Here is a 21,194-nt window from a genome sequence, read left to right as displayed (position 1 = left end):
GCATGCTGCCTGCAACGGACTGACCATAACAACATTGACCAAGGTGGATGCTTCGATGTGCCTACCGTTGCCCCCCTCACCGAGTTTGCCGAACCATGTCTGAGTTTGCCCGGACCACCCCCCGTGCGCCGCTGCGCTTTTGGTTGACGGCGGTGTTGGTGTGTCTGGCGAGTGCTCTATTGATGGGCCTGGCGATTCATTATCTGGTACGTCTGGAACAGGATCATCGGCTGCGCCAGTTCGAAGCTGTGGCCGCAGTGCATGCGCTGGGGGTGCAAACCTTTCTCGAGCGGGCCTTCGGCGTAACCCACACGCTGGCGGCGGTGGTACGTTATAGCGGTGGCGAGATCGATGATTTCGAGCATTTTGCCGCTGACCTGGTCCCGCAGTTCCCCGGTATTTCGGTGCTGGGGTTGTCGCCAGCCGGGCGAATTCGCTACATCTGGCCTTTGCAGGGGCACGAAGGGGATCTGGGACAGGATCTGTTCCTGCATCCGCAAAAGGCTGAAGACGCCTGGTTCGCCGTGCGCAACCTGAGTCTGACCCTGACCGGTCGCTTCGACTTGCCCGACGGTTCGCCGGCCATTGCCGCCCGCCTGCCGGTCTTTGTCAGTGATGAGCTGGGCCATGAGCGCTTGTGGGGGCTGGTACACGGAGTCGTGCGCCTGGAGCAGATAGCCCGGATCCCCGAGTTGGTCAGCCTGCTGGAGTCCGGGCAGCATTATCGGATCTGGCGACTCAACCCGCACAACGGTGAGCGCGAAATTCTGCTGGAATCGCGCCCCGAGCCCTTTGCCTTGCAGGTCAATACCGTGATGGATCTGCCCAACAGTCGCTGGGATCTGAGTGTCGAATACAACGAGGATCCACTGGAGACGCTGCGTATTTCCCTGATGTTGGTCATGGGTGTGATGCTCAGTCTGCTGCTCGGCTATCTGAGCTGGCTGCTGTTGAGCCTGCGCTGGCATCGGCTCAATCTGGAGGCTCAGGTTGAACAGCGGACTCGCCAGATTCGTGCTGCCGAGGATCAGGCACGCTCGGCGCTGGGCCGTTACCAGTCGTTTATCAGCGCCTCGAATACCGGGGCCTGGGAGTATGACTGGAAAACCCGGCAGCTACGCTGCAGCCCCGAGTTCTTCAGCATGCTCGGCTACGATCCGGATGACTTTCCCCCGGAGCGTCAGCAGCTGGGACTGTGGATCGAGCTGCTCCACCCGCAAGATCGTGAGCGAGCGGTGCAGTGCTTTGCCAGCTATCTGGAGGAGCAGCCTGATCACCTGTACCAAAACCAGTTCCGGTTGCGTAACGCGGCCCATGACTGGACCTGGATTCTGTCGCGCGGCAGCTTGCTGCGTGATGAGCAGGGGCAGCCCAAGGGGCTGGTCGTCGGCACCCATATCGATATCAGCGACAACATGCGGGCCGCCGAGGAGTTGCGGTTGGCGGCCCGGGTATTTGAGCAGAGCAGTGATGGTTTTTTGATCACCGACGCCGAGCGGCGGGTGGTGATGGTCAATCATGGTTTTACCCGGATTACCGGCTACCAGGCTGATGAAATCATCGGGCAAAAGCCAGAGCTGTTGGCCTCGGGGCTACATGATCAGAGTTTCCATCAGGCACTGTGGGAGCATGTTGAGCACGATGGTCAATGGCAGGGCGAGATCTGGCACCGGCGCAAGGACGGCTCGCTCTATCCGGAATGGCTTAGCGTCTCACGGATGGAGGATGAGGACGGCCAGACCAGCCATTATGTCGCCATTTTCAGTGATATTTCCCAGCGCAAGGAGGATGAAGAGCAGATTCATCGCCTGGCCTATTACGATCCGCTGACCGGCCTGCCCAACCGGGCGCTGCTGGAGGAGCGTGGGCGTCTGGCGCTGAGCATGGCCGAGCGGCACGGCGGGCGCCTGGCATTGCTGTTCATTGACCTGGATAACTTCAAGAACATCAATGATTCGCTGGGGCATGCGGTTGGCGATGCCCTGCTGGTGGCCTTTGCCGAGCGCCTGGGGCAGGAGCTGCGTGAAGAGGACACACTGTCGCGTACTGGCGGTGACGAATTCATCCTGATCTTGCCGGAAGTCGACGCCAATACCGCGGTCCACGGCGCCCAGCGAATCCTTGACCTGCTGCGCCAGCCGCTGAGCGTGGCCGGTTATGAACTGACGGTCAGCGCCTCGATCGGCATTGCCCTGTATCCCGACGACGCCGATACCCTGGCCGGGTTGCATACCAATGCTGACATCGCCATGTACCGGGCCAAGCAGCAGGGACGCAATGGCTACAGCTTCTACACCCCGGAACTGCAGAGCCACTATGTCCGTACCCTCAAACTTGAGAACGCGCTGCGTCGGGCGCTGGAGCAGGATCAACTGAGCCTGCACTTTCAGCCCCAGCATGAACTGCTCAGCGGCCGGCTGGTCGGGGCCGAGGCTCTGCTGCGTTGGAAACATCCGGAGCTGGGCTGGGTCCCGCCGGCTGAATTCGTGCCGATTGCCGAAAGCAGCGGTCTGATCGGGCCGATTGGTGACTGGGTACTGGGCCAGGCGTTACGCCAGCTTCGTAGCTGGCAAGCCCAGGGCTATACCGAGTTGTGCATAGCAGTCAACCTGTCGGCGGCCCAGTTTCGTGCCGCTAATCTGCCCGAGCGGGTAGCCGAGCGACTGGAGCGCGCCGGGGTGAGCGCCGCATCGCTGGAACTGGAACTGACCGAAAGCATCACCATGCAGGATCCTGAAACTGCGGTACTGGCCATGGAGCGGCTGCATCAGCTCGGGGTTCGGGTGGCGCTGGACGATTTTGGTACCGGCTATTCTTCGCTTAGCTACCTCAAGCGTTTTCGCTTGCACAAACTGAAGATCGACCAATCCTTCGTCCATGATCTGGAGCGCGACGACGATGATGCCACCATCGTGCGCAGTACTATCAGTCTGGCTACCAGCCTGGGTTTGCAAGTCCTCGCCGAAGGAGTAGAAACCCAGGCCCAGCATGATTTTCTGCTGCGCGCCGGCTGTCAGTTTGCTCAGGGCTACCTGTACAGCCGGCCATTGCCAGCAGATGAATTCAGTCGCTATGCCGCACGCTGCATGAGTATCGAGCTGCCCTGACCCGACATAAACCCTACATATGGCAGGTTTTTCTTTCCGGCAAAGCCGGTCATTATGGGGTCTGTTCACTATTTTGATTGCCGGAGTCCCCCATGAAAGCCGTTGGCTACCTTGAAGCAGGCACTATTGAACGCGCCGATGCCCTGATCGACCTCGAGCTGCCGATGCCCAGTCCCGGCCCGCGTGATCTGCTGGTCAAGGTCGCGGCCATTGCGGTCAATCCGGTGGACACCAAAATTCGTCGCAACCGCGCCCCCCAGAACGGCCAGGCTGAAGTGCTGGGCTGGGATGCGGTCGGAATCGTCGAAGCGGTGGGTGCCGAGGTTGAGGCCTTCAAGCCTGGTGACCGGGTGTTTTATGCCGGGGCACTTAACCGCCCCGGCTGCAATGCCGAGTATCATCTGGTCGATGAACGCATTGTCGGCCATGCGCCGCAGAGTCTAAGCGACGCCGAGGCGGCAGCCTTGCCGTTGACCAGCATCACTGCCTGGGAACTGCTGTTTGACCGGCTAGGGGTACTGGAGGGCGGCGGTGCCGGCCAGACCCTGCTGGTGATGGGCGGCGCTGGTGGCGTTGGCTCGATTCTGGTGCAACTGGCCAGGCAGCTGACCGCCCTGACCGTGGTAGCCACCGCCTCGCGGCCGCAAAGCATCGATTGGGTCAAGGATCTGGGTGCCCATCAGGTGATCGACCACAACCAGCCGCTGCTGCCGCAACTGCAGGCGCTGGGGATCGAGCAGGTTGACCTGGTCGCTTCGCTGACCCATACCAGCGAGCATTTCGATCAGTATGTCGAATGTCTGGCACCGCAGGGCAAGCTCGGCCTGATCGACGACTTCGACAGCCTCGACATCCTCAAGCTCAAACCCAAGAGCCTGTCGCTGCACTGGGAGTTCATGTATACCCGCAGTCTGCACCAGACACCGGACATGGCCGAGCAGGGCCGACTGCTGAGCCGGGTTGCCGGGCTGATCGAGCAAGGTACCCTGCGTACCACTCTGGGCGAGCACTACGGCAACATCAATGCCGCCAATCTGATGCGAGCCCACCGCCTGCTGGAAAGCCACCAGGCCCGTGGCAAGATCGTGCTTGAGGGGTTTTGAGCGAACCTGCTTGGCGGACAGGCATGACCGGTGTAAGGTAATGCCTGTCCGCAAGGATCTGTTCAACCGATTGAGTTTTTGACCATGACGTTCAAGGTACGTACAGCCACTCCGCCCCCTGGCGCCACCAGCATTGGTGTCGGGTCGGTCTGCGTACCGTCGGTGGTTGCCCTGATCGCTGCCGTATCACCGCCTCCTGCGGTGGTCGCCGATCAGGCCGTCGCGCACTGCCTGATCTGATTTTCCCCTAACACTTGTGTGTCTCCGGCCCTGACCGGTGCGGCCTGCTGCCGCCCGTGCGGTGCGCGGCGACCTGTGTCTGACAGGTAAACGTCATGTTGAACATTCAATGGGCCGCGATTGGCCCGACTGCATTATTCGTGTTGCTGTGGAGCGGCGGCGCGATTTTCTCTACCTGGGGCCTGCATTACACCTCAGCCTTTGCTTTTTTGTTGCTGCGCTTTGCTCTGGCCTGCGGCTTGCTAGCGGTTTTGGCTGCCTGGCGGCGGCGCTGGTTGCCGCAACCTGGCAGCGGATGGCGAGTCAGCGTTACCGGGTTGTTGATGATTGGTGGCTATACCATTTGTTATCTGCTGTCGCTGGAGCATGGGTTGACACCCGGCGTGCTGGCTACCCTGCTGGGTGTGCAGCCGATCCTGACCCTGATGCTGCTGGAGCGACGTGCCACCGCGTGGCGCTGGTTTGGTTTGCTGTTGGCGTTGGCAGGACTGGCGCTGGTCGTGCTGGACAGCTTGCTGGCAGCGCGCTTCAGCCCGTCCGGTATCGGCTTTGCCCTGGCGGCGCTGGTGTGCATGACCTGGGGAGCCATTGTCCAGAAAGGCATTGAGCAGGCCCCGCTGGATGTTTTACCACTGCAGTACGCGCTGGGTCTGCTCTGTTGCCTGCTACTGGCGCCGTGGCAGCCGCTGCGGATCAGTTTCGAGTGGGCATTGCTGATTCCGCTGTTGTACATGGGGGTGGGCATCTCGGTGTTGGCCACCCTGCTGCTGTACCGGCTTATTCGTGTGGGCAACCTGGTCAATGTTACCAGCCTGTTCTATCTGGTGCCGGGGGTCACCGCAGTGCTCGACTACCTGGTGTTCGGCAATCGTCTGGCGCCACTGAGTCTGCTGGGCATGGGCGCCATCTTGTTGGGGTTGGGGCTGGTGTTTCGTCATCGTCCTGGTTGAGCGGGTGAGCGTCCCGCGGCTCAGACGGGCCGCAGGGACGCGATGACCGCCAGCGCCAACAGGACCAGCATGATCCCGGCCAGCCGCTCGATATGTACCAGTTGCTGGCCGAACCGCCGCATCAGAGCCGGCTGGCTGGCCAGCCAGACCACCAGCAGATCCCAGCCCAGTACCACCAACGTCATCCACAGGCCGTAGAGCCCCTGTACTGTCCAGCCGACACCCTGGCTGGCGAGCACCGCGAACAGGCTGGCATAGAATAGGCCGTTCTTGGGATTCAGCAGCCCCGAACCGAGGCCGGCCAGCAGTGCTCCGACCGGTGCGCTGCGCGCTGTGTCCGTTTCGCCGAGCAGTGGTCGGCGGCCGGCATGGCGAATGAACTGCCAGCCCATGTACAGCAAAAAGCCGCAGCCGGCCCACTGCAGGCTCAGAAACAGGGTGGCCTGGCTGTTCAGGGCCATCAGGCCCCACCAGGCCAGCAGGATATAGAGCGCATTGGCCAGCGTTATGCCGATGCAGGCCAGTGCTGCCTGGGCACGGCCCTGAGCGATGGCATAACGCAGAATCAGGAAAAAATCCGGGCCCGGGCTAAGCAGGGCGAGAAAGTGGGCGCCGGCCACCAATAGAAACTGTTGCAACATGTCGCATACCCCAGACGGTCTGAGCGGCCAGTCTGGAGGCGATGGCTAACGGGGTATTGAATAAAAGTGCGCTGAGCCTGAGCCGTTGCTCAGGCGCGGCGATAGTGTCCGGGGGTGGCCGCCACGTGGGCCTTGAAAACCCGCTGGAAATGCCCCTGGTCGGCGAAGCCCAGCTCCTGGGCCAGGCCGGCCAGGTCGGCGCCCTGGCTCAGGCGCTGGCGCGCCTGCTGCACGCGCTGGTCAAGCAGCCAGGCATGCGGAGTCAGACCGGTGTCGCGACGGAACAGGCGGATCAATTGATAGCGGCTCAAACCCTGCGATGCTGCCAGCTCGGTCAGGCTCGGCGTGGCGCTCCATGGGTCGAGCAGGCGAGCCTTGAGCGCTTGCAGTGATGCGCTGGGCTCGGGAAGGCGGCCTAGCGGCTGACCAGCACACCACAGGCGTTGACCGATGAATTCGATCAGTGCCGCCTCCTTGTCGCTGTGCCCGCTGTCGGAGAACAGTACCCGATTGAGCTGACAGAACGCCTGGTAGGCAGCCGGGCTATGACTGATAAAGGCTTGCTCGGGCACGGCCAGGTGTGGGGCTATTTCGGCCAGTAGCGTCGCCACCCAGTCCTGCTCCAGGTGCAGCATCTGGTAGCTCCAGCTGGCGTCCGGTAACGGATTGCAGGCATGCACCAGCCCGGCTGGTACGCTGACCAGACTGCCGGGTGCGAGCGGCGCCTGCACCGCGGCGCACTGAAAACGGCTATTGCCGGCATCGACTACGCCGATCGACAGGGTTGGGTGGCTATGTGGCCGGTAACAGGCCCGGCTGTTGCTGGCCCGACGACTTTCGACAAAGGGCAGTGCCGGATCACGCCAGAACTCGCTCATCACTCAGCTCAGCAGGTCTGCGCCGGAGCACAGTCCAGCGGGCCTTCGATCACGGTTGCCGGAGCTGTCGCTGCAGAGCTGGCAGGGCTGAACAAATCGCGCACCGAGCCCAGCGCCAGGAGCAGAAAGGCAATTGCACACAGTTTGTAGGTGGCCTTGGCCCAGTGCAGACCGGCCTTGCGGAACAGCCGGTCAACAATGGCCGCGCAGACGAAGCACCAAAGTACCGACGAGAGCATGAAGCCGGCGAAGAACAGGGCGTAATCGCTGGCGCTCGGTTCGCTGATGCCAACGGCTCCCAGAGCGCTGCCCATGGCAGCCCAGTAAGCGATGTTCTGTGGATTGGTCAGCGACAGCAGCATTCCCGAGCGCAGCGCCGAACGGCGCGATACCGGTGCCTGAGCAGTAACGGCAAACTCCTGGCTGGCACTCTTCCAGGAATCACGCGCCAGCCACAACAGGTACAGCGCGCCGGCGATGCCGACCGGCCAGCGCAGCCAGTCAATCTGAAGCAGCAGGCCAATCCCGAGCAACCCGAGAATAGCCCACAGCGCATCGCCAACCAGGGAGCCAAGCTGTACATCCAGAGCCGGACGAAAGCCGCCCCGCACACCTTGGCGCACGGTTTCGGCGAACACCGCGCCGGGTGCGGCGTTGAAGATCAGGCCCAGAATAAAGGCCGAGGCTAACAGCATGAGCATGGAAAGACTCCAGATTAAAGACCAGAGTGTCGCCAATCCGGCGCTCAGGATCAATCGTTGGAACTCTGCTACCCTGTAGCGCTCAACTCGCCATGGAGAGCGCCGCAATGTCCCGTCCCCTGCCCTTCGATATCGACCTGCCCATCATCCAGGCGCCCATGGCCGGCTCCCAGGACAGTGAGCTGGCGCTGGCGGTCTGTAGCGCTGGCGGATTGGGTTCGATCCCGGCGGCGATGCTTGGGCCCGAAGCGCTACGCGACGAACTGCAACGCCTGAGCCGCGAGGCCAGCGGGCCGTGGAATGTGAACTTCTTCTGCCATACGCCACCAACCCCGGACGCCGCGCGTGAAGCGGCCTGGCGTCAGGCGTTGGCACCCTACTACCGGGAATTTGCCATCGACCCCAGCAGTATCCCGGCCGGTCCGGGGCGCCGTCCGTTTGATGCCGAGGCGCTGGCGCTGCTGGCCGAGTATCGGCCGCCGGTGGTGAGCTTTCACTTCGGTCTGCCGGAGGCCGCACTGCTGGCCGGGGTCAAGGCCTTGGGGGCGGTGGTGATGTCCTCGGCTACGACCGTTGCCGAAGCCCGCTGGCTGGAGGCCCATGGCGCGGATGTGATCATTGCCCAGGGACTGGAGGCTGGCGGTCATCGCGGCATGTTTTTGAGCACTGACCTAACGACGCAGGTTGGCACACTGGCGCTGCTGCCGCAGATCCTGGCGGCGGTCAGCGTACCGGTGGTGGCCGCCGGCGGGATAGCCGATGCGGCCGGGGTGCAGGCGGTGCTGGCGCTGGGAGCCAGTGCGGCGCAGCTTGGCACTGCTTACCTGCTGTGCCCGGAGGCCAGAACCAGCGCCGTGCACCGGGCGGCCCTGCAGTCCGCTGCCATCGAGCATACGGCTCTGACCAATCTGTTCAGTGGCCGGCCGGCACGGGGCATGGTCAATCGGCTGATGCGAGAGCTGGGGCCGATCAGCCCGCTGGCCCCGGCCTTTCCGCTGGCTACCGGCGCCGTAGCACCCCTGCGGACGGCCGCAGAGCAAGCCGGCTCGGGAGATTTTTCACCTTTATGGGCAGGGCAGAATGCCCGGGGGTGTCAGGTTGTAGGGGCCGCCGAACTGACTCGCCAACTGGCTGATTAGGGTCTACAGACCCTAACCCGGCTGGTCGATGGGCTCTACCGCCACGGCGGTAAAGGCGCCGCGCTGCCAGGCCAGATAGATGAACACCAGGGCGCCAGCTGCCATCAGCATCGGCAGGGCGTGGCTGCTCAGCCATTGGCTGGCAGCCCCGGTGGAGGCCGGGCCGAGCAGGCAGCCGACTCCCCAGAGCAGGGCAATATGCGCATTGGCCCGTACCAGCGCATCGTCACGGTAACGTTGGCCCACCAAAATCAGCGACAGGGTATAAAGCCCACCGGCGCTGGCGCCGAACAGTACCAGGACCGGCCAGATCAGCGGGCTGTGCAACGCCAGAGGCATCGCCAGGCTGCTACCCAGCAATACCAGCCCACAACTGCGAAACAGGGTAGTACGCGAGACCTTGTCGGCCAGCCAGCCAATCGGCACCTGTAGCGCGGCATCGCCGATGACCACCACGCTGATCATGATCAGCGCCAGTTGCTGGCTGAAACCTTCGCGCACCAGATAGACCGGTAGCAAGGTCAGGGTCATGGCCTCGAAGGCGGCGAACAGCATCACGGCCCAGGCAATCGCCGGCAGGGTGCGGACAAAGCCCTTGAGTCCGCGTCCTGAAGCGTTGTCGGCATCGACCTTAGGTGCGCCAGCTACCCACAGCAGCAGAAACAGACCCAGCAGCAACAGGCCGGTGGCCAGCCAGAAGCCGGTATCGGCTTCTGTGCCGATAATTCCGAGCAGCAATGGTCCGCATAGCTGGCTGATGGCGAAAGCGCTGCCGTAGACCGCCACCAGCCGGCCACGCAGCCGATCAGGGACCAACTGGTTGATCCAGCTTTCACCGATCACGAAGGTGATGGTCAGCGACACGCCGAGCAGCAACCGCAATAGCAGCCACAACGGATAGCTCGGCAGAATCGCCAGCAACGCCACCGAAACGGCGCTGCACAGCATCACCAGGCGCAACAGGCGCTCGCTGCCGAGCAGCCCGGCCAGCCGGCCGGTGATCCGGGCGCCCAGCAGTACCCCGATTGCCGGCATGCTGGCCATGACTCCAATGGCGAAGGTGTCATAGCCCCATTGATCGAGGCGCAGCGAGACCAGCGGCAGAGTGATGCCGAGCGCCAGCCCGACAATCACTACCGCAGCGGTGACGATGCTGTAGGTTTTCCAATCCATTGCCGCCGACGCTCCGTGTGCGCAGGCCTACAGCTTGATCCAGGTGGCCTTGAGTTCGGTGTACTTGTCGAACGCATGCAGCGACTTGTCACGGCCGTTGCCCGACTGCTTGAAGCCGCCGAACGGCGCGGTCATGTCGCCACCGTCGTACTGGTTGACCCAGACACTGCCGGCACGCAGCGCCTTGGCTGCCCGGTGGGCCTTGGACAGGTCGCGGGTCCAGACCGCCGCCGCCAGCCCGTAGATGGTGTCGTTGGCAACCGCGATGGCTTCATCAAAGTCCTTGAAGCTGAGCACCGACAGCACCGGGCCGAAGATTTCCTCGCGGGCGATGCGCATGTCGTTGCGCACCCCGTCGAACAGGGTAGGCTCGACATAGAACCCGCCGGTTTCCTCCAGCACCCGCTGACCGCCGCTGACCAGCCGTGCGCCATCCTCATGGCCAGCCTCGATATACCGCAGCACGGTGTCGATCTGGCTGGTGTCGACCAGCGCGCCGACCGTGGTGTTCGGGTCCAGTGGATTGCCCGGCTGCCAGTGGGCCTTGAGCGCGGCGGCGACCTTCTCGACAAAGGCGTCCTTGATTGAGGCTTCGACCAGCAGCCGCGAGCCGGCGGTGCAGACCTCACCCTGGTTGAAGGCGATGGCACCGGCAGCGGCCTGGGCCGCGGCGTCCAGATCCGGGGCATCGGCGAAGACGATGTTCGGGCTCTTGCCGCCAGCTTCCAGCCAGACCCGCTTCATGTTCGACTCGCCGGCATAGATCATCAGTTGCTTGGCCACCCGGGTCGAGCCGGTGAACACCAGAGTATCGACATCCATATGCAGGGCCAGGGCCTTGCCAACGGTGTGGCCGAAGCCCGGCAACACATTCAGCACCCCGGCTGGCAGGCCGGCCTCGAGGGCAATCTGGGCCAGGCGGATGGCAGTCAGCGGCGATTTCTCCGAGGGCTTGAGCACCACCGAGTTGCCGGTGGCGAGGGCCGGGCCGAGTTTCCAGCAGGCCATCAGCAGCGGGAAGTTCCACGGCACGATGGCGGCGACCACACCGACCGGCTCGCGGGTGACCAGCCCGAGTTCATCGTGGGCGGTGGCCGCCACTTCGTCGTAGATCTTGTCGATCGCCTCGCCACTCCAGCGGATCGCCCGCGCTGCGCCGGGAATATCCACTGCCAGGGCGTCGCTGATCGGTTTGCCCATGTCCAGGGTTTCCAGCAGGGCCAGTTCCTCACCATGCTGTTCGATCAGCTCGGCAAAGCGGATCAGCACCTGCTTGCGCTGGGTTGGCGCCAGGCGTGACCAGACCCCGGAATCAAAGGTGGCGCGGGCATTGGCTACCGCCAGATCGGCATCGCTCTGGCCACAGCTGGCGATCTGCGCCAGCACCCGGCCATCGATCGGGCTGAGGCAGTCGAAGGTTTCGCCACCGACAGCGCTCTGATACTGACCATTGATGAAGGCCTGACCTTGAATCTTTAGCGCGTCTGCGCGCTGTTCCCACTGGGCACGGGACATAACGGAATCCTCTGGTAGTGATGGCCGCTCGGGAAGGGGCGGCGGACAGAATGCGAAGCTGCTCAACAGTAGTCTTACCGCATTAAAAATTCAATATATTTGACACGGCAGCAAAAAAACCTAGGTAAATACGTGAGCAAACCCTTTTGCGTTTATTATTTTTGACATAGACTCTGTTGCACTATCAGTCCATCAATCTTCGACGGCCGCGCCAGGAAGGTTCCCAATGAACACCATGCAGCACCCCGCCACCTCGCAACAGGATTTGAGCCTGGACGAGTTCTGGATGCCCTTCACCGCCAATCGCCAGTTCAAGGCCAAACCGCGTCTGCTGGAGAGCGCCGAAGGCATGTTCTACACCGATGTCGAGGGCCGGCAGGTACTGGATGCCACGGCCGGGCTGTGGTGCTGCAACGCCGGGCATGGGCGCAAGGAGATTTCCGAGGCGGTCGCCCGCCAGATCGCCAAGCTGGATTTCGCTCCAACCTTTCAGATGGGCCACCCGCTGCCGTTCCAGCTCGCCGAACGTCTGGTCGAGATCGCACCCAAGGGACTGAACCGGGTGTTCTTCACCAACTCCGGCTCGGAGTCGGTGGATACCGCACTGAAGATCGCCCTGGCCTATCAGCGCGCCCGTGGCGAAGGTACCCGCACCCGGCTGATCGGTCGTGAGCTGGGCTATCACGGCGTAGGCTTTGGCGGTATCTCGGTCGGTGGCATGGTCAACAACCGCAAGGCCTTCGGCGTGCAACTGCCGGGAGTCGATCATCTGCCACACACCCTGGACCTGGAACGTAACGCTTTTACCCGCGGTCTGCCGAAACAGGGGGCGGAGCTGGCGGATCAACTGGAGAAACTGGTAGCGCTGCATGGCGCGGAGAACATCGCGGCGGTGATTGTTGAGCCGATGTCCGGCTCAGCCGGGGTGATTCTGCCGCCGCAAGGCTATCTCAAGCGCCTGCGCGAGATTACTGCCAAGCATGGCATCTTGTTGATCTTCGACGAGGTGATCACCGGTTACGGGCGTCTTGGCGAGCCGTTCGCGGCGCAGCGCTGGGAGGTGACCCCGGACATCATCACCACCGCCAAGGGCCTGACCAACGGCGCGATTCCGATGGGCGCAGTGTTCGTCAGCGAACAGATTCAGGATGCCTTCATGCACGGCCCACAGGGGCTGATTGAGCTGTTCCACGGCTACACTTACTCCGGCCACCCGGTGGCGGCAGCCGCAGCGCTGGCGACGCTGGACATCTATCAGCGCGACGGCCTGCTGACCCGCGCCCGCGAGCTGGAAGTCTATTGGCAGGAGGCGCTGCACAGCCTGCAGGGGCTGGCGCATGTGATCGATATTCGCAACACCGGCCTGGTCGGCGCGGTGCATCTGGCCAGCCGCGAGGGTGCGCCGGGGGCACGAGGCTATGAGGTATTCGAGGCCTGTTACTGGGACGGGGTGATGGTGCGGGTGACCGGCGACATCATCGCCATGTCGCCGCCGCTGATCGTCGAGAAGCCGCATATCGATCGCATCGTCGAAGTCTTGGGCAATGTAATTCGGCGCACGGCTTGACCTGGGTTGCGTGTCCGAGCCCGGCGGCAGTCCAGTCCCCGGTTCGAGACACGCGGCAAGTACTTCCCTGTAGCTCGTAGATGGCGTCCATGCCATCTACGGTCTCGAACCGGGGACTGGACTGCCGCCTCCAGCCTTGTGCAATCCGCTCGTTTATCCAGGCAAGATGCGCTCAACAGTTAACGAACTTCCTACAGAATTGGTGATTCCATGACACTGCAACTGACACACTTCATCAATGGCCTGCGCACCGCGCCCAGCGCCCGCACCCAGCCGGTGTACGAGCCGGCTACCGGCGAGCAGCGCGGCCTGGTGTCGCTGGCCAGCGCCGCCGAGGTTGAACAGGCGATTGCTCTGGCCAAGGCCGCGCAGCCGGCCTGGGCGGCGACCACGCCGCTGAACCGGGCGCGGATTCTGTTCAAGTACAAGGCGCTGGTCGAGGCCCATGCCGACGAGCTGGCTGAGTTGATCACCCGTGAGCACGGCAAGGTGTTCGACGATGCCAAGGGCGAGCTGACCCGCGGCCTGGAAGTGGTGGAGTTCGCCTGTGGCATTCCGCACCTGCTCAAGGGTGAGCATACCGAGCAGGTGGGGGGCGGGGTCGATGCCTGGTCGGTCAACCAGCCACTGGGCGTCTGTGCCGGTATAGCGCCGTTCAACTTCCCGGCCATGGTGCCGATGTGGATGTTCCCGATCGCCATTGCCTGCGGCAATACCTTCATCATGAAGCCGTCAGAGAAGGACCCGAGCACCCCGCTGCGCCTGGCCGAACTGCTCAAGGAAGCCGGCTTGCCCGATGGCGTGTTCAACGTAGTCAACGGCGACAAGGAAGCGGTCGACGTGCTGCTGACCCACCCGGACATTCAGGCGGTGAGTTTCGTCGGTTCGACCCCGATTGCCGAGTACATCTACGCCACCGGCTGCGCCCATGGCAAGCGGGTGCAGGCCCTGGGCGGGGCCAAGAACCACATGGTAGTGATGCCCGACGCTGATCTGGATCAGGCGGTCAATGCGCTGATGGGCGCCGCCTATGGCAGTGCCGGCGAACGCTGCATGGCGATTTCGGTGGCGGTAGCCGTGGGTGACGAGGTGGCTGACCAACTGATTGCAGCGTTGGCACCCAAGGTCAAGGCATTGAAGATTGGTAATGGCATGAGCCCTGGCATGGAGATGGGGCCGCTGGTGTCGGCCCAGCATCTGGCCAAGGTCAAGGGCTATGTCGACCAGGGCGTGGCTGAAGGCGCCGAGCTGGTGGTCGATGGTCGTGAGGTTGGGGTGCCGGGCCTGGAAACGGGTTATTTCATGGGCGGTTGCCTGTTCGACAAGGTTACCCCGGAGATGGTCATCTACCGTGAGGAGATTTTCGGTCCGGTGCTGTGCATTGTCCGGGTGCCGGACTATCAGAGTGCGGTGGCACTGATCAACGCCCATGAGTATGGCAATGGTACGGCGATCTTTACCCGTGACGGCGACAGCGCGCGGCAGTTCTGTAACGAGATTCAGGTCGGCATGGTTGGCGTGAATGTGCCGATTCCGGTGCCGATGGCGTTCCACAGCTTCGGGGGCTGGAAGCGTTCGCTGTTTGGTCCGCTGCACATGCACGGCCCCGATGGGGTGCGTTTCTACACCAAGCGCAAGGCGATCACCTCGCGCTGGCCGACCGGTATTCGCGCTGGTGCCGAGTTCGTCATGCCGACCATGAAGTAATCCTGCTGGTGCTGCGCCGCAGGGCGCAGCACGCCTACCTACCTGTCGAACGGGACCAGCCCATGTCGATCACCAGTATTGTCGATTTCGCCACGGCGGCCACTGAAGCCGAGCATTACCGCCCTGACCCGGCCAAGGTGCTGGCCGGCGATCCGGCCCAGAACGTACGCAACCATTACACCAGCCCGTGCGGGCAGTTTTTTTCCGGAGTCTGGGAGGCCGAGCCCGGGCACTGGACCATCAACTATAGCGAGCACGAATACTGCGAGATTCTTGAAGGCGAATCAATCCTGCGTGACCGTGCCGGTAATGGCAAAATCCTGCGCACCGGTGACCGCTTCGTGATTCCCGCCGGGTTCGAGGGCAGTTGGGAAGTGCTTCAGCGGACCCGCAAGGTCTATGTGATCTTCGAGCCAAAGAGCATTTGAGGCCGTGAGCCGATAAAACACACTGGTCTGAACGTGACCCGCCGGTTACAGTCCTCGTCATCTAGAGTATTCGAATAACGCCCTGGCGGGCGATGCATCGTCCGCCCAGACCATGTCCATGCGCACTGCCTGGACATCCGGGCCCAGCGAGGAGTCTTGCGTGATGTCGCGTTTGCCGGTCATTGTCGGATTTGGTGGTTACAACGCCGCCGGTCGCAGTTCATTCCACCATGCGTTTCGCCGTACCGTGATCGAATCGTTGCCCGATGCCGAGCGCCAGCAGACCCTGGCCGGGCTGGCGGTACTGATGAAGCTGGTGCGGGTGGACAATGATCAGTATCTGGACGCCGAAGGTCAGCCGCTGAGCCTGGCCGAGATCGAACAACGCTACGCCGCGCAGATTCTCGACGGCACGCTGGTGCGGAGGATCGAGAAAACCCATCTGGATGTCGATGCTGCCCACTGGCAGAAAAACCTCACCGTTACCGGCGAAGCCGGCAAACCGTTCTCGTTCATCACCCTGGCCAAGCAGTTGCCCGAGCCGTTGCCGACCGACTGGGTGATCGAACCGCTGAACGACAACGATGTGATGGTTACCGTCTACGACGGCTGCGATCTTAAGGTCGACAGCTACCGGCCGCTGGCGGTCAAGTCGGCCGGCCAGTTGCCCAGTGGTTTCGAGCCGGGCGAGCACTACGCCTCGCGGTTTCACCCGCGCGGTCTGCAACTGACCATCGTCGCCGCCACCGACGCGCTGCGCTCGACCGGGATCGAATGGTCGCAGATCATCAACCGGGTGCAGCCGGACGAGGTTGCGGTATTTGCCAGCAGCGCCATGAGCCAGCTCGATGACAACAGCTTTGCCGGGGTCATGCAGTCGCGGCTCAAGGGCCACCGGGTCAGCGCCAAGCAGTTGCCGCTGGGCCTGAACAGCATGCCGGCAGACTTCATCAACGCCTATATCCTCGGCAGCGTCGGCACCACCGGGGCGATCACCGGGGCTTGCGCGAGCTTCCTCTACAACCTGCAGAAAGCCACCGACATGATCACCAGCGGCAAGGCCCGGGTGGTGCTGGTGGGCAACGCCGAGGCGCCGGTAACCCAAGAGTGCATCGAAGGCTATGGCGCCATGAGTGCGCTGGCCACCGAAGACGGGCTACGTAATATCGAAGGCAGTGATCAGGTCGATTTCCGCCGCGCCAGCCGTCCGTTCGGGCAGAACTGCGGTTTTACCCTGGCCGAGTCCGGGCAGTTCTTCGTGCTGATGGATGACGAGCTGGCCATCGAGCTGGGCGCCGACATCCATGGTGCCGCCACCGATGTGTTCATCAATGCCGACGGCTTCAAGAAGTCGATCTCGGCACCGGGCCCGGGCAACTACCTGACCATGGCCAAGGCCGTACACGCGGCGATGCAGATTGTCGGCCCCGAAGCCGTGCGTGCTCGCAGCTTCGTCCATGCTCACGGCTCCAGCACCCCGGCCAACCGGGTTACCGAGTCCGAGCTGCTGGACCGGGTTGCCGAGTCCTTCGGTATTGCCGACTGGCCGATTGCCGCGGCCAAGGCCTATGTCGGCCACTCACTGGCCAGCGCCAGCGCTGACCAGCTGGCCTTTGCCCTGGGCAGTTTCAAGTATCAGATCATTCCCGGAATCAAGACCATCGATGCAGTGGCCGATGACGTGCATCAACAGCACCTGCGCATCAGTACCCGTGACGTAGTGCGTGAGGCAGAACCGCTGGAAGTCTGCTTCATCAACTCCAAGGGGTTTGGCGGCAACAATGCCAGCGCTGTGGTGCTGGCACCCGCTGTGGTCGAGCGGATGCTGCGCAAGCGTTACGGAGAGGCGCGCTTCAGTGACTACCTGCAGCGCCGCGAGCAGGCCCGCGCCGCAGCCCAGGCCTACGATCAGCAGGCATTGAAAGGCCAACTGGCAGTGATCTACAACTTCGGCAACAACATGATCGACGACAGCCAGTTGAGCATCAGCCAGGATGGCATTCGAGTACCGGGATTCGAGCAGCCGTTGAACTTCAAGACTGACGAGCGGTTCAAGGACATGATTGACGATCAGCCCGCCTGACGGCGGGCTGAAAGTACTGCTTAGCGCTTGGCCTTGGCAGCGGCGATAAAGGCTGCCATTTCGGCGTTCTTGTCGGCTTCGATCTGCTTGAAGTTGGGGTTTTGGGCCATCAGGCCGAACAGCTCACGGGCACCCGGCAGCTCGGCCATCAGATCCAGATCGAACAGCTTCTTGGCCACCGTGCAGGCCAGATCGAAGCTATACAGGAACATCAGGTCGGCAATGCTCAGTTCGCTGCCGGCCACATAGGGTGCGAAGCTGGCGTGGCGCTTGAGCGCGGCCACACCCAACAGCAGCTCGGCCCGGGCCTTGTCCTTGATCGCCTGATCGACCTGGCCGCCAAAGAATACTTCCGGATAGCAGCTGCGTGCCGGCAGCTCGATATACAGCTCGATTTCCTTGGTCAGAGCCCGTACCCGGGCGCGTGCGAACGGGTCCTGGGGCAACAGCGGTTTGCCGCCCTGGGTCTCCTCCAGATACTCGAGAATAACGTTGGTTTCGTTGATGAAACCGTGCTCGGTTTCCAGGCACGGCACCTTGCCGCGTGGGCTGAGCGCGAGAAAATTTTCATCCTGGCTGGGGTGTACGGTATGAACCTCGAAGGCCAGGCCCTTCTCCAGCAGCGCCAGCTTGACCATGTTGAAGTAGTTGCTGACAGCAAAGCCGTGCAGTTTAAGCATGTTGTTCTCCATTTAAAGGCTCGAGGGCTGTGGTCGATATCTTGTAACGCCGGGCGGTTAAGGTCCAGTGGCATCAATTCAGTGAATGCTGCGCTCCCCCGGCCCGCGAGACAGGTCATGCTTTTAGCCCCGGCAACGGCTAGACTCTGGTTACCATACCAAGGGGGAACACCCATGCTGACACCCGATGAAATTGCTGAAATCAACCTGCTGTCGCAATTCAACCTGGCCAACACGCTCGAGGGCCTGAAGGTCCACCAGCATGAGGCGGCGCCGGCCACCCTGGCCGCCGCCGGGCGTTTGCACGCCAAGGGCCTGATCAGCCAGCCCGATGGCGGCTACCTGACCAGTCTGGGTCTTGATGCGGCCGAGCACGCCCTGGCGCTGCTGACCGTATTGCGCGAGGACTGAGGGCCAACTCCGGCATGTACAGCCACGGCGAAATCCGTCCCCAGCTCGATGAGGGTATTGACCGCAAGACCCTGAGCACCTTGCGCAAGCGTTTCATGACGATCAACCAGACCCGCCTGCGCCGGGTGCTGCAGGCATTGTCGGCGCGTCAATACAATGTGCTGAGGCTGATTCCGCTGTTGTTCGATGTCAATCACCCGCTGCTGCCCGGCTATGTGTCGCGTCAGACCCCTTATGGGCTGGCCGGCTATAGCCCGGATCAGGAAGTGCTGCAGGGCGCCCAGGCGCTGACCCGCAGTTACAGCTATCGCCGCCACCCGGCCGGATTCGCCGCCCAGATCCAGGCGCTGTACCTGATGGGTAGTGGCGGTACCATTGGCCAGTCGGATCAGAGTGATCTGGATATCTGGGTCTGTCATGCCAGCGAGCTGGCGCCAGCGGCATTGGTCGAACTGGCCGGCAAGTGCCGGCAAATCAGCGAGTGGGCCGCAACCCAGGGCTGCGAAGTACATTTTCACCTGATCGACCCGGCCAGTTTCAGTCGCGGGGACCGTGACAATGCGCTGACCGAGGAAGACTGCGGCAGTACCCAGCACTATCTGTTGCTGGATGAGTTCTACCGCACCGCGATTCTGCTCGGTGGTCGTTACCCCTTGTGGTGGCTGGTGCCGGTCTACGAGGAAGGCAGTTACCGCCAGTACACCAGTGAACTGATTTCCAAGCGTTTCATCCGCGCCGAGGAAAGCCTGGACCTTGGTCATATGGCACGGATTCCGGCCGGTGAGTATGTCGGTGCCGGGCTTTGGCAACTGTTCAAGGGCATCGAGTCGCCCTACAAATCAGTGCTCAAGCTGTTGCTCACCGAGGTCTACGCCAACGAGCACCCGCAGGTGCGCTGCCTGAGTCTGGATTTCAAGCAGGCGGTGTTCGCCAACCAACTGGATGTCGATGAGCTGGATCCCTATGTCATGCTGTACCGGCGCATCGAGGTCTATCTGCAGCAGCGTGGCGAGCTTGAACGTCTGGAGCTGGTGCGCCGCTGTCTGTACATCAAGGCCGATGTACGGCTGTCCAAGCGCAGCGGCAGCTTGAGCTGGAAGCGCAGTCTGATGGAAAAGCTGGTGCGTGAATGGCAGTGGGGGCCGCGCCAGTTGCAACAGATGGACAATCGCCAGCTTTGGCGGGTCCGCGAGGTCAGTCAGGAGCGTCGCCAACTGGTTGGTGAACTGACCCACAGCTACCGGTTGCTGTCGCAGTTCGGCCGCAGCCAGCAGGTGATCAATGCGGTCAACAGCCGCGATCTGTCGTTGCTGGGCCGGCGTCTGTATGCCGCGTTCGAGCGCAAGGCTGGCAAGATCGAGTTTATCAACCCGGGTATCGTTCCTGATCTGAGCGAACCCTTGCTGACCCTGGCGCTGCGTCCGAGCGGCGATGAGGCCGAGCATCACTGGAGCCTGTACCGCGGCACCCTGAGTCAGCCTGAGCTGGCCGATCATCTGCCGCTCAAGCGCAGCCGACAACTGGTTGAGTTGCTGGCCTGGGCCCATCGCAATGGCGTAGTCGATGCCGCTACCCGGATTGCGGTGCATCCGGGCACCAGCGCGTTGACCGAGTTTGAGCTGAACAATCTGCTGACCTGTTTGATGCAGCAGTTCCCGCTGCCGCTGCCGGCCTTGACCGAGGCTGCTCTGTCACGGGCCAGCCAGCCTTGTCAGGTGTTGCTGCTGGTCAACGTCGGACTGGACCCGCTGCCGCTCAGCAGCCAGAAAAACCAGCATCTGATCAGCAGCCATACCGACGCCCTGGGCTATTCCGGGCTGCGCGACAACCTGATTCTGAGTATCGATCAGATCACCCTCAATAGCTGGAACGAGTTGCTGGTCAGTCGCTACCAGGGCGAGCAGGCCTGCATGCAGGCATTGTGTGATTACCTCAATCTGGCCCGTGAGCATCAACGCCTGCCAGAATTGCAGGTGCGCAGTTACTGTCGCAACCGCGCCAGTGCGATTGCCGAGCGGGTCGAGACGCTATTTCGGGAGGCCGCCGGGCCGTTGCTGGGCGATCCCCCGGCGCGGTTTCTGCTGCAGATCCAGAGCCAGTATCAACTGCTTGAGCGTCGTGGCGAGCGGATTGAAGCCACCGCGCTGGGTGATCACGAACGGCTGCTGCGCCACCTGGGCAGCCCGCGCAACCACTACAGCCCGTTGGTACTCGATACCTACGCGCTGTCCAGTCACGCGGACCTGGCGCTGATTCTCAAGCAGGGGCAGGCTGGCGTGATCCAGATCTTTTACCGATTGCTGGCCAATCAGCAGGCGGAGCTCAGTGTGCTTGATGAGCGTGGCGCACTGTGGCGCCAGCGCCAAACCTATCGTGACGAGCAGACGCTGCTCCTGCCGCTGCTGCGGTTTTTGCACAGCATCCGCCTGCGCCGGCAACTGAGCCGGAGCCTGGATGCCGATCCGGGTGAGGAGGATATCCAGCTTCAGGTCATTCAGCCCGCAGCCGATGGTCGACCGCTACGGCTGGAGCCGCGCAGTTTGCCGAGCAAGGGGGTTGAAGCGGGTTATTATGCGGTACAGGCGATTGTCGAGCCGGGCCCAGGGCAAACGCTGAATGTCAGTATCCTGTGCAATCACCGCGAATTCACGGCCCTGGAGCATGGTGCCGAGCTGTACCGGGTGGTGGCCCGGCATATTCTCGATCAACGTCGGAGTCTGGAAGATTACCCGATTTACATCACCGATCTGGATCTGTCGGCGTTGGACCCGGCCGGCAGGATGCAGACCGGGCAGTATCTGCGCTATCGCCAGCAACTGGAAACCGCGCTGAACGCCGCCATGAGCTCGCTGCGGGGCCGGACCTGACGGC

Annotated in this window: 17 protein-coding genes; 11 read left to right on the top strand and 6 right to left on the bottom strand. The window is 62.5% G+C overall.

The annotated features are described in order from the left end of the window. Positions 1-95: 95 nt before the first annotated feature. The 4 genes from BVH74_RS04565 (at position 96) to BVH74_RS04555 (ending at position 5,400) form a co-directional block, all read left to right on the top strand. Positions 96-3,107 (top strand): bifunctional diguanylate cyclase/phosphodiesterase, encoded by a 3,012-nt coding sequence (locus BVH74_RS04565; protein ID WP_177344511.1) that lies wholly within the window; start codon positions 96-98, stop codon positions 3,105-3,107. A gap of 92 nt (positions 3,108-3,199) precedes the next feature. Then, on the top strand, positions 3,200-4,210 hold the full coding sequence (locus BVH74_RS04560) for a zinc-binding alcohol dehydrogenase family protein (RefSeq protein ID WP_080048923.1): 1,011 nt from the start codon (positions 3,200-3,202) through the stop codon (positions 4,208-4,210). An 84-nt stretch (positions 4,211-4,294) separates the two neighbouring features. Further along, positions 4,295-4,450 (top strand): hypothetical protein, encoded by a 156-nt coding sequence (locus tag BVH74_RS18760; protein WP_155121693.1) that lies wholly within the window; start codon positions 4,295-4,297, stop codon positions 4,448-4,450. A gap of 95 nt (positions 4,451-4,545) precedes the next feature. Next, positions 4,546-5,400 carry a DMT family transporter gene (locus tag BVH74_RS04555; protein ID WP_080048922.1) on the top strand — a complete coding sequence of 285 codons (855 nt, stop codon included), beginning with the start codon at positions 4,546-4,548 and terminating at the stop codon, positions 5,398-5,400. 20 nt (positions 5,401-5,420) lie between these two features. Here the strand turns inward: BVH74_RS04555 and BVH74_RS04550 are convergent, their stop codons facing one another. The 3 genes from BVH74_RS04550 to BVH74_RS04540 all read right to left on the bottom strand — a co-directional run bounded on the left by BVH74_RS04550 (position 5,421) and on the right by BVH74_RS04540 (position 7,620). Continuing rightward, positions 5,421-6,041 (bottom strand): LysE family translocator, encoded by a 621-nt coding sequence (locus tag BVH74_RS04550; protein WP_080048921.1) that lies wholly within the window; start codon positions 6,039-6,041, stop codon positions 5,421-5,423. A gap of 89 nt (positions 6,042-6,130) precedes the next feature. Beyond that, complete coding sequence (locus BVH74_RS04545; RefSeq protein ID WP_080048920.1) at positions 6,131-6,919, bottom strand: helix-turn-helix transcriptional regulator; 789 nt, start codon at positions 6,917-6,919, stop codon at positions 6,131-6,133. Positions 6,920-6,927: 8 nt separating this feature from the next. After that, on the bottom strand, positions 6,928-7,620 hold the full coding sequence (locus tag BVH74_RS04540) for a LysE family transporter (RefSeq protein WP_080048919.1): 693 nt from the start codon (positions 7,618-7,620) through the stop codon (positions 6,928-6,930). Between the two features lie 107 nt (positions 7,621-7,727). On the opposite strand from BVH74_RS04540, the gene BVH74_RS04535 reads away from it, so the two are divergent. After that, positions 7,728-8,759, top strand: a complete 1,032-nt coding sequence (locus BVH74_RS04535; protein WP_080048918.1) for an NAD(P)H-dependent flavin oxidoreductase — start codon at positions 7,728-7,730, stop codon at positions 8,757-8,759. A 12-nt stretch (positions 8,760-8,771) separates the two neighbouring features. Here the strand turns inward: BVH74_RS04535 and BVH74_RS04530 are convergent, their stop codons facing one another. Both BVH74_RS04530 and BVH74_RS04525 read right to left on the bottom strand, forming a co-directional pair. Next, positions 8,772-9,932 (bottom strand): MFS transporter, encoded by a 1,161-nt coding sequence (locus BVH74_RS04530; protein ID WP_080048917.1) that lies wholly within the window; start codon positions 9,930-9,932, stop codon positions 8,772-8,774. A gap of 27 nt (positions 9,933-9,959) precedes the next feature. After that, complete coding sequence (locus BVH74_RS04525) at positions 9,960-11,447, bottom strand: aldehyde dehydrogenase (RefSeq protein WP_080048916.1); 1,488 nt, start codon at positions 11,445-11,447, stop codon at positions 9,960-9,962. 235 nt (positions 11,448-11,682) lie between these two features. On the opposite strand from BVH74_RS04525, the gene aptA reads away from it, so the two are divergent. From aptA to BVH74_RS04505, 4 genes are all read left to right on the top strand, one after another. After that, complete coding sequence (gene aptA, locus BVH74_RS04520) at positions 11,683-13,014, top strand: omega-aminotransferase AptA (protein ID WP_155121760.1); 1,332 nt, start codon at positions 11,683-11,685, stop codon at positions 13,012-13,014. 210 nt (positions 13,015-13,224) lie between these two features. Continuing rightward, positions 13,225-14,721: a CoA-acylating methylmalonate-semialdehyde dehydrogenase gene (locus tag BVH74_RS04515; RefSeq protein ID WP_080048914.1), complete on the top strand. Its 1,497-nt coding sequence runs from the start codon at positions 13,225-13,227 to the stop codon at positions 14,719-14,721. A 62-nt stretch (positions 14,722-14,783) separates the two neighbouring features. Continuing rightward, the gene (locus BVH74_RS04510; RefSeq protein WP_080048913.1) at positions 14,784-15,149 is read left to right on the top strand and encodes a cupin domain-containing protein; all 366 of its coding nucleotides are present in this window, start codon (positions 14,784-14,786) and stop codon (positions 15,147-15,149) included. A gap of 163 nt (positions 15,150-15,312) precedes the next feature. Continuing rightward, positions 15,313-17,232 (top strand): beta-ketoacyl synthase, encoded by a 1,920-nt coding sequence (locus BVH74_RS04505; protein WP_080048912.1) that lies wholly within the window; start codon positions 15,313-15,315, stop codon positions 17,230-17,232. A 20-nt stretch (positions 17,233-17,252) separates the two neighbouring features. Here the strand turns inward: BVH74_RS04505 and BVH74_RS04500 are convergent, their stop codons facing one another. Then, positions 17,253-17,912 carry a glutathione S-transferase family protein gene (locus BVH74_RS04500; protein WP_080048911.1) on the bottom strand — a complete coding sequence of 220 codons (660 nt, stop codon included), beginning with the start codon at positions 17,910-17,912 and terminating at the stop codon, positions 17,253-17,255. Positions 17,913-18,086: 174 nt separating this feature from the next. Here BVH74_RS04500 and BVH74_RS04495 point away from each other — a divergent pair, with 174 nt between their 5' ends. Together BVH74_RS04495 and BVH74_RS04490 are read left to right on the top strand one after the other, a co-directional pair. Next, positions 18,087-18,323, top strand: coding sequence for a TIGR02647 family protein (locus tag BVH74_RS04495; protein WP_080048910.1), 237 nt, complete (start codon positions 18,087-18,089; stop codon positions 18,321-18,323). A 14-nt stretch (positions 18,324-18,337) separates the two neighbouring features. Beyond that, positions 18,338-21,190: a class I adenylate cyclase gene (locus tag BVH74_RS04490; RefSeq protein ID WP_080048909.1), complete on the top strand. Its 2,853-nt coding sequence runs from the start codon at positions 18,338-18,340 to the stop codon at positions 21,188-21,190. Positions 21,191-21,194: the final 4 nt, after the last annotated feature.

Source organism: Halopseudomonas phragmitis, assembly GCF_002056295.1.
In the GTDB taxonomy this organism is placed as follows: Bacteria; Pseudomonadota; Gammaproteobacteria; order Pseudomonadales; family Pseudomonadaceae; genus Halopseudomonas; species Halopseudomonas phragmitis.
Note: the sequence above shows the minus strand (reverse complement) of the source record. Positions and strands in the feature narration are given on the sequence as shown.

Bases quoted from the DNA above. Each gene is read 5' to 3' on its own strand.
- BVH74_RS04530 (WP_080048917.1), bottom strand. From the start codon at position 9,932: ATGGATTGGAAAACCTACAGCATCGTCACCGCTGCGGTAGTGATTGTC.
- BVH74_RS04550 (WP_080048921.1), bottom strand. From the start codon at position 6,041: ATGTTGCAACAGTTTCTATTGGTGGCCGGCGCCCACTTTCTCGCCCTG.
- BVH74_RS04495 (WP_080048910.1), top strand. From the start codon at position 18,087: ATGCTGACACCCGATGAAATTGCTGAAATCAACCTGCTGTCGCAATTC.
- BVH74_RS04545 (WP_080048920.1), bottom strand. From the start codon at position 6,919: ATGAGCGAGTTCTGGCGTGATCCGGCACTGCCCTTTGTCGAAAGTCGT.
- BVH74_RS04490 (WP_080048909.1), top strand. From the start codon at position 18,338: ATGTACAGCCACGGCGAAATCCGTCCCCAGCTCGATGAGGGTATTGAC.
- aptA (WP_155121760.1), top strand. From the start codon at position 11,683: ATGCAGCACCCCGCCACCTCGCAACAGGATTTGAGCCTGGACGAGTTC.
- BVH74_RS04505 (WP_080048912.1), top strand. From the start codon at position 15,313: ATGTCGCGTTTGCCGGTCATTGTCGGATTTGGTGGTTACAACGCCGCC.
- BVH74_RS04560 (WP_080048923.1), top strand. From the start codon at position 3,200: ATGAAAGCCGTTGGCTACCTTGAAGCAGGCACTATTGAACGCGCCGAT.
- BVH74_RS04555 (WP_080048922.1), top strand. From the start codon at position 4,546: ATGTTGAACATTCAATGGGCCGCGATTGGCCCGACTGCATTATTCGTG.
- BVH74_RS04540 (WP_080048919.1), bottom strand. From the start codon at position 7,620: ATGCTCATGCTGTTAGCCTCGGCCTTTATTCTGGGCCTGATCTTCAAC.
- BVH74_RS04500 (WP_080048911.1), bottom strand. From the start codon at position 17,912: ATGCTTAAACTGCACGGCTTTGCTGTCAGCAACTACTTCAACATGGTC.
- BVH74_RS04510 (WP_080048913.1), top strand. From the start codon at position 14,784: ATGTCGATCACCAGTATTGTCGATTTCGCCACGGCGGCCACTGAAGCC.
- BVH74_RS18760 (WP_155121693.1), top strand. From the start codon at position 4,295: ATGACGTTCAAGGTACGTACAGCCACTCCGCCCCCTGGCGCCACCAGC.
- BVH74_RS04535 (WP_080048918.1), top strand. From the start codon at position 7,728: ATGTCCCGTCCCCTGCCCTTCGATATCGACCTGCCCATCATCCAGGCG.
- BVH74_RS04515 (WP_080048914.1), top strand. From the start codon at position 13,225: ATGACACTGCAACTGACACACTTCATCAATGGCCTGCGCACCGCGCCC.
- BVH74_RS04525 (WP_080048916.1), bottom strand. From the start codon at position 11,447: ATGTCCCGTGCCCAGTGGGAACAGCGCGCAGACGCGCTAAAGATTCAA.
- BVH74_RS04565 (WP_177344511.1), top strand. From the start codon at position 96: ATGTCTGAGTTTGCCCGGACCACCCCCCGTGCGCCGCTGCGCTTTTGG.